This window comes from Caulobacter sp. AP07, from assembly GCF_000281955.1.
Classification (GTDB): domain Bacteria; phylum Pseudomonadota; class Alphaproteobacteria; order Caulobacterales; family Caulobacteraceae; genus Caulobacter.
Genome location: NZ_AKKF01000006.1, coordinates 1 through 7263 on the forward strand (window position 1 = coordinate 1; position 7263 = coordinate 7263).

General features: G+C 68.4%; 10 protein-coding genes. 5 read left to right on the forward strand and 5 right to left on the reverse strand.

The genetic code is table 11. The annotated features are described in order from the left end of the window. Positions 1–439, reverse strand: a 439-nt coding sequence (locus tag PMI01_RS00580; protein ID WP_007661638.1) for a sterol desaturase family protein, incomplete at its 3' end; no start/stop codon positions are given. After that, complete coding sequence (locus PMI01_RS00585; RefSeq protein ID WP_007661641.1) at positions 436–837, reverse strand: hypothetical protein; 402 nt, start codon at positions 835–837, stop codon at positions 436–438. The genes PMI01_RS00580 and PMI01_RS00585, both read right to left, overlap by 4 nt. Positions 838–1009: 172 nt before the next feature. Here PMI01_RS00585 and PMI01_RS00590 point away from each other — a divergent pair, with 172 nt between their 5' ends. Continuing rightward, on the forward strand, positions 1010–1423 hold the full coding sequence (locus tag PMI01_RS00590) for a DUF805 domain-containing protein (RefSeq protein WP_007661643.1): 414 nt from the start codon (positions 1010–1012) through the stop codon (positions 1421–1423). A 53-nt stretch (positions 1424–1476) separates the two neighbouring features. Here PMI01_RS00590 and PMI01_RS00595 read toward each other — a convergent pair whose 3' ends face one another. Next, positions 1477–1989, reverse strand: coding sequence for a porin family protein (locus tag PMI01_RS00595; protein WP_238536979.1), 513 nt, complete (start codon positions 1987–1989; stop codon positions 1477–1479). A gap of 317 nt (positions 1990–2306) precedes the next feature. Between PMI01_RS00595 and PMI01_RS00600 the strand changes: the two genes are divergently transcribed. Further along, complete coding sequence (locus PMI01_RS00600; RefSeq protein ID WP_007661646.1) at positions 2307–3422, forward strand: beta-ketoacyl-ACP synthase III; 1116 nt, start codon at positions 2307–2309, stop codon at positions 3420–3422. Positions 3423–3587: 165 nt separating this feature from the next. On the opposite strand, the gene PMI01_RS00605 is transcribed toward PMI01_RS00600, so the two are convergent. Next, positions 3588–4082, reverse strand: a complete 495-nt coding sequence (locus PMI01_RS00605) for a nuclear transport factor 2 family protein (protein ID WP_007661649.1) — start codon at positions 4080–4082, stop codon at positions 3588–3590. Between the two features lie 76 nt (positions 4083–4158). Next, a complete protein-coding gene (locus PMI01_RS00610; protein ID WP_007661651.1) occupies positions 4159–5355 on the reverse strand; it encodes a M48 family metallopeptidase in 1197 nt (398 codons plus the stop codon). Positions 5356–5529: 174 nt separating this feature from the next. Between PMI01_RS00610 and tcyJ the strand changes: the two genes are divergently transcribed. The 3 genes from tcyJ to PMI01_RS00625 form a co-directional block, all read left to right on the forward strand. After that, a complete protein-coding gene (gene tcyJ, locus PMI01_RS00615; RefSeq protein ID WP_007661653.1) occupies positions 5530–6330 on the forward strand; it encodes a cystine ABC transporter substrate-binding protein in 801 nt (266 codons plus the stop codon). A gap of 64 nt (positions 6331–6394) precedes the next feature. Next, on the forward strand, positions 6395–7051 hold the full coding sequence (gene tcyL / locus PMI01_RS00620) for a cystine ABC transporter permease (RefSeq protein WP_007661655.1): 657 nt from the start codon (positions 6395–6397) through the stop codon (positions 7049–7051). Continuing rightward, the coding region (locus tag PMI01_RS00625; protein WP_007661657.1) for an ATP-binding cassette domain-containing protein at positions 7048–7263 on the forward strand (216 nt) is incomplete at its 3' end. The genes tcyL and PMI01_RS00625, both read left to right, overlap by 4 nt.

Here is a 7263-nt window from a genome sequence, read left to right on the forward strand (position 1 = left end):
GGACCGCCAGCGCCAGCCACAGCAGCCAGGTGCCGGCCACGCCGCCCGTCCAGGTCTGCCGCAGGGCGGTCGACAGGTTGTAGTGGGTCGAGGTGTGGTGGTTGACGTGGCTGGCCCACCAGAACCGCCGCTCGTGGCTCACGCGGTGGAACCAATAGTAGGTCAGGTCCTCGGCGAAGAACAGCACCACCCAGGCCCAGACCGCGGTCATCGGGATCGTGAACAGCCGGTGCTGATAGACCCACAGGGCGACCGCGAAGGTCAGGCCGGCGGTCAGCAGGCCGGCGATCGTGCTGCCCAGGCCCATGACCAGCGAGGTGGCGGTGTCCTTGGCCTCGTAATGGGCCTTGGCCTTGCCCAGACGGGCCAGCAGCACCTCGAGGATGACGGCGATGACGAAGAACGGGATCGCCGCCTGGACCGGATCGAAGGTCTTCATGCGGCCAGCTCACTCGACACGAATTGGGGCGGCGGCCAGGCGCCGCCGGACACGGCAAGCCGGGGCGAGGCGTCGGCCAGCCTGAGCTTCAGCCGGCCGCCTTCGACCCTGGCGGCCCGGACCTCGGCCCAGGGGATGGCGCGGGCCACGTAGCCGTCGCCCTTGCGCCACAGCACCAGGGCCAGGTCGCCCGACCGCGCCACCACCCCCGCCCCGTCGGCGGCGATCCACAGGGCGTCGACGGGATCGTCGGGAAACTCGTCGGCCAGCAAGGCGTGGGCGGCCCGGGCGTCGAGCGGCGGCGTCGGGCGCGCGATCCTCGCCCAGGCCGCCAGGCCCACGAGCAGGGCCACGGCCGTGGCCGAGCCAACCAATTGAATGAGCAGCGCCTTATCCAAGGCCGACGCCTTCCTCGCGTTTTTCCGAGAGTCGGGCGGCGGGGGTTGGGCGTCAAGGGCGACGTGGGGTCACCCTGCGCTCCCGCGTCCACACCTTGGGTGTTTACGCCGGCCGTTTTCGTGCCCAAGGTTGCACCACCGCCAGGGAGCGGGGGTGTCTCAGGAGTTTTCGATGTCGTTGATGTTTCAACCGTTCAAGAAATTCGCTGACTTCCAGGGCCGCGCGCGCCGGTCGGAATACTGGCTGTTCTCGCTGTTCTGCTTCGGCGTCGGCGTGGTCATCGGCATCCTGCGCGTGGCGACCGGCGGCCTGGAGAGCCTCGAAAGCGGACGGATGGATCCGCTGGGGATCGTCAATCTGCTGTTCTCGCTGGCCGTTCTGGTTCCCAGCCTGGCCGTCGGCTTCCGCCGGCTGCACGACACCAACCGCTCGGCCTGGTGGATCCTGATCGGCCTGATCCCGCTGATCGGCTGGATCACGCTGATCGTCTTCTACCTGCTGCCGGGCACGACGGGTCCCAACAGGTTCGGCCCCGACCCGAAGTCGCCGTTGGGTGGCAGCGACACCGCGGAAGTCTTCAGCTGACGACGACGCGCGCCTCCGTGGGGAGGCGCGCGTCTTTCGTTTCAGGCCAGGCCCTAGAACTTCCGCGCGTAGCCCACCGACACCACGTTGGCGTCGGCCGCGTCGTTGTCGCGGAACTGCTGGCGGGTGTAGTCGACGCGAACGCCGTTCTTGTCGTCGACCTTGTACTGGGCGCCGACCCCGTAATTGACGCTGTCGGCGTCGAACTTGCCCTCGACCCCGGCCAGTTGCTGCTTGAACTGGGTGTTGCCGTAGCCGACCCGGCCGATCAGGTCGATGTTGGGCGTGACCGGCAGGAAGCCGACGCCGTAGACGGCGGCCTGATGGGTCTGCTCGATCTTGGACCGCACGCCGTTGGTGTCGATGTTGTCGTCCTTGACCCCGCCGCTCAGCTCGCCTTCGACGCCGAAGTGCGGGGTGAGCTTGGCGCCCAGGCGACCTTGCACGGCGCCGGTGTCGGCGCCTTCGGCGCGGGAACCGGCATAGCCCAAGGTGCCATAGACCTCTTGAGCATGGGACAGGGCGGGAACGGCGACGACCGACAGGGCGGCAAGAGCCGCCGACATGAGAGTTTTCATTGTTTTTACTCCTTGGTACGCGTGCACCCTCAGCCCCCTCTAGCTAGGCCGGGGATGCGGCCTCGGTTGGACCGGGGCGGACGGCTTTGGGGCCATTGCGTGTCGTCTCGGACATCTGCGAGGCGATTGTGGCGGGGCTGAATCGTTCCCTTCGAGAGACGAAAAGCCGAGGGCGTGACCTCAAAGCCGCGCCGCGAAGGTGACGGGGGCGTCAGGCGTGCTATTGATCCGGCCGGAACAAAATCAGAGACGCGCCCGCCACCTTTCAGTGGGAGGGGCGCGCCAGCGTCACCGGGACCGCCGCCTTGCATAAAGCCGTCATCGTCGCCACGGGGCTCTTCACCCCGCCGTTCAGCGTTTCGAACACCGAACTGGTCGAAGCCTTCAACACCTATGTCGAGCGCTTCAACGCCGCCAACGCCGAGGCGATCGCCGCCGGCGAGGTCACGGCCCTGGCCCCCTCCTCGCCCGAATTCATCGAGAAGGCCTCGGGCATCAAGGCCCGCTACGTGATGAACAAGACCGGGATCGTCGATCCGCAGGTCATGCGGCCGATCCTGCCCGAACGCCCCAACGACCAGATCTCGATCCTGGCCGAGATGGCGGTCGAGGCGGCCAGGCAGGCGATCGAACGCTGGGGCAAGCCGGTCAGCGAGATCGGCGCGGTGATCTGCGCCGCCTCGAACATGCAGCGCGCCTATCCGGCCATGGCCATCGAGGTGCAGCAGGCCCTGGGCATCGAGGGCTTCGCCTTCGACATGAACGTGGCCTGCTCGTCGGCCACCTTCGGCATCAAGACCGCCGCCGACTTCATCGCCACCGGCAGCGCCAAGGCCGTGCTGATGGTCAATCCCGAGATCTGCTCGGGCCACCTGAACTTCACCGACCGCGACAGCCACTTCATCTTCGGCGACGTGGCCACCGCGGTGATCCTGGAAGAGGAAAGCCAGGCCAAGGACGGCTGGGAGGTGCTGGGCACCCGGCTGAAGACCGAGTTCTCCAACAACATCCGCAACAATTTCGGCTTCCTCAACCGCACGGCCCCCGAAGGCGAGGGCGCGCGCGACAAGCTGTTCGTGCAGGAGGGCCGCAAGGTGTTCCGCGAGGTGGTGCCGATGGTCAGCCAGATGATCGCCGAGCACGCCGCCGACATCGGCGTCGACCCCACGGCGCTGAAGCGCCTGTGGCTGCACCAGGCCAACATCAACATGAACGAGATGATCGGCCGCAAGGTGCTGGGCCGCGACCCCGAGCCCGGCGAGAACGTCATCATCCTCGACACCTACGCCAACACCAGCTCGGCCGGCTCGATCATCGCCTTCCACAGCGCCAACGACGATTTCGCGGCGGGCGAGACGGGCCTGATCTGCAGCTTCGGGGCGGGCTATTCGGCGGGGACGGTGTTCGTCAGGAAGCGGTAGGGGCTTGCCGCCACATCCAAAGCCGTCATCCCCCGGCTTGTTCGGGGGACCCAAGCCGAGACGGCAAGGTCAGCTTGGGTCCCCCGCATAAAGCGGGGGATGACGAATGTGGGTGGATGTGGGCGCCAGAATATCCGCGGACGTGAAATCGCTCCGGAAGCCGACCTACTCGACGCGGACGACGTGGGCCGAGACGGCGCGCCAGGCGCCCGCGCGCTTGACGTACACGTCGGCGTAGTCGTTGACGCTCGAGAACTCGCCCTCGGGGTTCTTGCCGCTGATCCGGCTGCGCGCCCTGACCACGGCGACGTCTCCGAAGACCAGGACCTTCAGGTCTTCCCAGGTGATGCTCGCGACGGTGCGCGCCGGATCGGTGGCGCTCTTGAGCAGGTCGGCCTTCCTGAGAACGCGTCCGCCCGGATAGATCGCCTCGAAATCGTCGGCGAGAATGCGGTCCAGCGCCGCGCCGTCGCGCGTCTTGTAGGCCGTCAGCCACTCGCTGTTGAGCTTCTCCAGCGCGGCGACGACGTCGGACGACACGGCCCGCGACACCGAAGCCTGGGGGGAAGCGGCTCCCGGAGAAGCGGTCTGGGCCGACGCGGCCGAAGGCGTCAGGGCGACGGGCGCCAGCAGGGCGAACAACAGGGCCAGGGTCTTCAAGGTTCATCTCCACGAGCGCGCGCCCGGAACGCCTCATGCGTTCCAAGCTGAACGGGGCTTCACTTCGGGGCCGGGGTCAGGTCCCCGGCTTGGCGGAGGCGGGATGCGCCGCCTTCCAGTCCATGGCGTTGCGGACGCGGCGGCCCACCGACGGGTGGTCGTAGAACAGCACCTCCTCGACGACGCCCGGCGTGGCGGCGCGGTACTCGATGGTCTTGACCAGCGCCTTGGACAGGCCGTCGGGCTCGTTCTCGTGCTCCAGGCTGTAGCGGTCGGCGTCGGTCTCGGCGATGCGGATCAGGCTGTTGGTCACCGGCGTGCCCAGCAGCGCCAGCACCGCCAGGATCACGCTCAGCACCGGCAGGCCGGCCGGATCGGCCAGGCCCTTGACCTGCTCGGCCCCCAGGAGGCGGGAGACCGGGTTGAACAGGCGATCGACCAGGAAGAAGGCCAGCACCGCCAGCAGGCTCATCGCGCCGGCGATCCAGATGACGTGGTGATGGGCGTAGTGGCCCATCTCATGGCCGACCACGCCGCGCACCTCGGCGATGTCCGCGCCCTGCTTGAACATGGTGTCGCTCATCGCCACCCGCGCCGTGCCGAACAGGCCCGAGACGTTGGCGGTGTAGGCGTTGGACTGCTTGGAGCCGTTGTAGACGAAGATCTTGTCGGCCGGGATGCCGTTGGCCTTGGCCATGGCCACCACCGTGTCGCGCACCGGACCGGCCGGGGCCGGCGTGTACTTGTTGAAGATCGGCTCGATATAGATCGGGGCGATGATCAGCATCAGGGCGATGAAGCCCGCCGTCAGCGCGCCGCTCCACAGCCACCAGGTGCGCGGCGCCCGGCGGATCAGGGCGTAGAGCGCGACGAAGAACAGGCCGAACAGCACCGACATGATCGCCAGATTGATGGCGCTTTCGCCCAGCCAGCCGGTGAAGGCCTGGCTGGTCAGGCCATACTGCTTCTGCCGCCACCAGCCGCTGTAGGCCGACCACGGCAGGCTCAGCACGCCGTCGACCAGCAGATAGACGATCCCGACCACCAGGCTGACCAGCACCGGCCGGGGCCGCCGCTTCTCCAGCCCGCGCCGCAGGCCCACCAGCACGCCGCTGCGCACGATCAGCCACGAGACCACCACCGCCACCAGGAAACCCCACAGCAGCAGCCAGTGGCCGCCCTGGGTATAGGCCGTGGCCTTGGCGTGGGCCTCCGGCGGCAACTGCGCCAGATAGGCCGCCGTCGCGGCGGCGGGATCGAACGCTTGGGCCATGGACAGTTTCCCCCGAACGGATGGTCTCGCCGCAGATGGCCAGAGCCCGGCGGTCGCGTCAGGTTAATTCGCGGTCAGGTTGGGTCTCGCCGAGGCCGACGGCGACGCTTGCCACTGGCGGCGGCGCGCGGGCTGTATAGAAATACGCCACGAAATCCGCTTCCCGAGGCCCACATGCGATTCCCCGCCCGTCGTGACTTCCTCCTGGGTCTTGGCCTGAGCGCCGGCGGCCTGGTCCTGGCCGGTTGCGGCGGCCAGTCCGGCGCCGACGGCGAGACCGGCCTGAAGCGCGTCGAAGCCAGCAAGACCTTGCGGATCGGCCTGGAGGGCACCTACCCGCCGTTCAACTTCCAGGACAAGGACGGCCAGCTGGCCGGGTTCGAGGTCGACTTCGCCAAGGCCCTGGCCGCGCAGATGAAGCTCAAGCCGGACTTTCGGCCCTCGCCCTTCGCCGGCCTGCTGGGCGCGCTGGAATCCAAGCGAATCGACGTGGTGATCAACCAGATCACCATCACCCCCGAACGGGCCGCCAAGTACGACTTCTCCAAGCCCTACACGATCTCCGGCATCCAGATCATCGTCCGCAAGGGCCGGACCGGCATCGCCACGCCGGCCGACCTGGCCGGCAAGAAGATCGGCGTCGGCCTGGGCACCAACTATGAGAGCTGGCTGCGGGCCAACGTGCCGACCGCCGTCGTCCGCACCTATGACGACGACCCGACCAAGTACCAGGACCTCAAGGCCGGCCGCATCGACGCCGTGCTCAACGACCGGCTGGTGGCGGCGGACTTCGTCAAGACCTCGCCCGACTACGTCGCCTCCGGCCCGCCGTTCGCCAGCCAGGGCATGGGCGTGGCCATGCTGCGCGACCCGGCGCTGAAGGTGGCCATCGACCAGGCCATCGACGCCCTGCGCGCCGACGGCCGGCTGACGGCGATCTCGATGAAGTGGTTCGGCGCGGACGTGACGAAGTGATGCCCCCTCCGATTGGGGACATGCACATGTGCATGTCCCCGGCCGTCAACCCGACCGTCGGCCGATGAACCCCGCCCTCGACCTCATCGCCCAATCCACCCCGCTGCTGCTGAAGGGCGCGGGCTTTACCGTGCTGCTCAGCGTGATCGGCATGGGCCTGGGGCTGGTCATCGGCTTCGGCCTGGCCCTGATGCGGCTGTCGCGCAGTCCGCTGCTGCGCTGGCCCGCCGCCGTCTACGTCTCGGCGATCCGGGGCACGCCGCTGCTGGTGCAGCTGTTCCTGATCTATTACGGCCTGCCGCAGCTGGGCGTCGAGCTGCCGCCGCTGCTGGCGGCCGGGATCGGCTTTTCCCTGAACATCGGGGCCTATGCCGGCGAAATCCTGCGCAGCGCCATCGCCGCCGTCGACAAGGGCCAGTGGGAAGCCGCCAGCGTGCTGGGCATGAGCCGCGGCCAGGCCCTGCGCCGGGTGATCCTGCCCCAGGCCGCCCGCACCGCCGTCGCGCCGCTGTCCAACAGCTTCATCAGCCTGGTCAAGGACACCTCCCTGGCCGCCACCATCCAGGTGCCCGAACTGTTCCGCCAGGCCCAGCTGATCACCGCCCGCACCTACGAGATCTTCGCCATGTACCTGGCGGCCGCCGCCCTCTACTGGATTCTCTCCAGCCTGCTGGCCCTGGGCCAGCACCGGCTGGAACGCCAGGCGGAGCAAGGCCGATGAGCGCCATCTCCGCCCAAGGACTCGTCAAGCGCTTCGGCGACCAGGCCGTGCTGAACGGCGTCGACCTGACCGTCGACCCCGGCGAGGTGGTGGCCGTCATCGGCCCCAGCGGTTCGGGCAAGAGCACCCTGCTGCGCTGCCTGGCCGGACTGGAGCTCGTCGACGGCGGGACCCTGACCGTGGCCGGCGTCACGGCCGGCGGCAAGCCGCCC